At 67.6% G+C, this 2946-nt stretch carries 4 protein-coding genes; 3 read left to right on the forward strand and 1 reads right to left on the reverse strand.

Going from position 1 to position 2946, the window contains the following annotated elements:
• The 3 genes from H5T60_13605 to H5T60_13615 form a co-directional block, all read left to right on the forward strand.
• Nucleotides 1-240 (forward strand): thiamine permease (locus H5T60_13605; GenBank protein ID MBC7243467.1); only part of this gene is annotated, 240 nt, incomplete at its 5' end.
• Nucleotides 241-244: 4 nt separating this feature from the next.
• Nucleotides 245-2002, forward strand: coding sequence for an ABC transporter ATP-binding protein (locus tag H5T60_13610; protein MBC7243468.1), 1758 nt, complete (start codon nt 245-247; stop codon nt 2000-2002).
• 1 nt (nt 2003) lies between these two features.
• Complete coding sequence (locus H5T60_13615; GenBank protein MBC7243469.1) at nt 2004-2831, forward strand: energy-coupling factor transporter transmembrane protein EcfT; 828 nt, start codon at nt 2004-2006, stop codon at nt 2829-2831.
• On the opposite strand, the gene H5T60_13620 is transcribed toward H5T60_13615, so the two are convergent.
• Nucleotides 2832-2946 (reverse strand): radical SAM protein (locus tag H5T60_13620; GenBank protein ID MBC7243470.1); only part of this gene is annotated, 115 nt, incomplete at its 5' end.

Here is a 2946-nt window from a genome sequence, read left to right on the forward strand (position 1 = left end):
CATTATGACCTGCCGACGCTCATCGCCGCATCCGCCGGCGCCGCACTGGGGAGCTGGATCGTGGACTACGCCTTCTGGTACAACACATTGGCGGTGCCAATCGTGGTGCTGATGCTCATCGCCCGGTTCATCTCCGCGGCTATCCTTTCCGGCTGGCTCGGCAAGGTGCTGAGCGATGCGCTGGCCGCCACCGGCGTGCTGGACAACACCGCGCTGGGCCGCGCCCGCATACAGGGATGAGCTTATGGCCTGGATCGATGTCCGCCATCTGACGGTGCGCTACCCGCGTGCCCCGCGGCCGGCACTGCAGGATGTGAGCTTCCAGGCCGAACGCGGGGAGACGCTCCTGCTCCTTGGTCCCAGCGGGAGCGGCAAAAGCACGCTGGGGCTGTGTCTGGCCGGCCTGATCCCCGACTCGGTACCGGCGGCCATGCAGGGGGAGGTGCTCATCGCTGGGCAGAACATCGCGGCCCTGACTGTGGGTCAGCGCACCGCCCAAGTGGGCATCGTCTTCCAGGACCCGGAAGCCCAGTTCTGCATGCTGACCGTTGAGGACGAGGTGGCCTTCGGCCTGGAGAACATGGCCCTGCCCCGTCCGGAAATGGAAGCGCGCATCGCTGAAAGCCTGCGGCTGGTGGGATTGGAGGAGCGCCGGCGCGAACGGGTGGACCGGCTCAGCGGAGGGCAAAAACAGCGCCTGGCGCTGGCCTGTGCCCTGGCGCGCCGGCCCTCCATCCTCTTCCTGGATGAACCCACCGCCAACCTGGACCCGGCGGCGCGCTTCGAGTTCTTCCAGTGGCTGGCCCGACTGCGTGCCCAACAACCCGATACCACCATCATCATCGTGGAACACATCCTGGACGACTTGATCGCCATGGTGGACCGGGTGATGCTGTTGAACCATGAGGGCCGGCTGGTGCTGAGCGGCGCGCCGGCGCAGGTGTTTCAGACCAACGGGGAAGTTCTGGACGAGATGGGCATCTGGCTTCCCCAGGTGACCGCCCTGGCTCGCAAACTGCGCGCCGCCGGCCTTCCTCTGGACCGTCTGCCCCTGACCGTGGACGAGGCGGAAGAAGTGTTCGCCGGCATCGTCCCCGCCGGCCCCCTTCCAGCAGAGCCGCCGCGCCGCCCCGTGGGGAGCACCGCCGGCGGCCCACCAGCGCTGGAAGCGCGCCGCCTCTCCTTCCGCTATCGGGCCGGCGGACCCGAGGTCCTGCGCGACCTATCGCTGGCCGTGCCGCAGGGGGCCTTCATGGCGCTGGTGGGGCCCAACGGGGCCGGCAAAACAACCTTAGCCCTGCACTTCGTGGACATCCTGCGGCCGCCGGCGGGGCATGTGTTCCTGTTCGGCGAGGATATCACCGCCCTCACCACGGCGGACATCACAGCGCGGGTTGGCTTTGTCTTCCAAAACCCGGAACATCAGTTCGTCGAGCGCACCGTGGAGGCGGAGCTGGCCTACAGCCTGCGGGTGCGCCGGCGCCCGGAGGCCGAGATCGCACAGATCACCGATGCCCTGCTGGCATCGTTCGGACTGACGCCGTACCGCAAGATGAACCCGTTCGCGCTGAGCCAGGGACAGAAGCGCCGGCTGAGCGTGGCCACCATGCTGGCCGTCGGACAGCGCATCCTCATCCTGGACGAGCCGACGTTCGGCCAGGACCGCAACACCGCTCACGCCCTGATGGAGCGGCTCCAGACCCTGCATGCCGCCGGCGTCACCATCCTCGCCATCACTCATGACATGCAGTTGGTGGCCGATTACGCCGGCACGGCGGCGGTGCTGGTGGACGGCCAGGTGCGCTTTCAGGGCACGCCGCACGCGCTCTTTGCTGATGAGGAGCTGGTGGCCGCCGCGGAACTGCGTCCGCCGCCCTTGTACGAGCTGGCCAGGCGTTTTGGCCTGCGCTACGGCGATGGCACGGCGCCGCTGTCCATCCGGGAATGGATGGGGCTTTTGCAGGGAGCGCCGGCGGCCGGCGGGCCGGCGAAGCGAGGATAACATGGAAGGACTGCTGAACTATTACGCCGCCGACTCGTTCATCCATCGGCTGAACCCCACCCTCAAACTGGCCGGCATCATGGCGCTGGTGGTGGCGGTGACCATGGCCTTCGATCCATGGACGCCGCTGGCCTTCCTGGCGCTGGGGCTGTTCATGCTGCGGGTGCTGGCGCGCGTGCCGATCCGCCAGTTCATCCGTCCCCTACTCCTGTTCCTCGTGCTGGGAGCGCTGGGATTCATCAGCGCCAACGCCTTTTTCTACACCCCACTGCCCGGCCGGCCGGTGACCATCCTCTGGCAGGCCGGCGGTGTGCGCGTCATCCTCGAGGGCATTCGCGTCGGCATCTCGCTCACCCTGCGCATGCTCTCCATCGTGACTTTCTCCATCCTGTTTGTCGCCACGACCGATCCGACCGACTTCGTCCTGAGCCTGATCCAGCAGGCACGCTTTCCCTTCCGCCTGGGCTACGGCATCCTGGTGGCCTACCGCTTCATGCCGATGTGGCGCACGGAGCTGGAGATCATCCGCGCCGCGCACCGCATCCGCGGCGCCGGCGAGCGTCCCACCCTGCGCGGCCGCTGGGAGCAGTTACAGCGCTACGCCGTGCCCCTGCTGGCCAGCGCCATCCGCAAATCGGAGCGCGTGGCCATCGCCATGGATTCCAAGGCCTTTGGCGCACTGCCGCGCCGCACCTATTACCGGGATGTGCATGTGCGCCCCACGGACTGGGCCTTCCTGGCCGGCTGTGTGCTGGCCGCGGCGGCTATCGTCTGGGGGATGGCGCAGTTGGGCTTGTTGGAAGGCTATGGGGTAGTACCGGAGGCATAGTTAGAAGATACAGCACTCGCGCCGGCGCTCAATCTCCAGGCCCAGCGCTTCAGCGGCCTGTACCGCGGGGCGCGCCGGGCTGACGATGCGGTTGACGCCGGCATATACCGCCAGC

Source organism: Anaerolineae bacterium (genome assembly GCA_014360855.1).
Lineage (GTDB): Bacteria > Chloroflexota > Anaerolineae > JACIWP01 > JACIWP01 > JACIWP01.

Coding starts and splice junctions, on each gene's coding strand:
- H5T60_13610 (MBC7243468.1), top strand. CDS start 245: ATGGCCTGGATCGATGTCCGCCATCTGACGGTGCGCTACCCGCGTGCC.
- H5T60_13615 (MBC7243469.1), top strand. CDS start 2,004: ATGGAAGGACTGCTGAACTATTACGCCGCCGACTCGTTCATCCATCGG.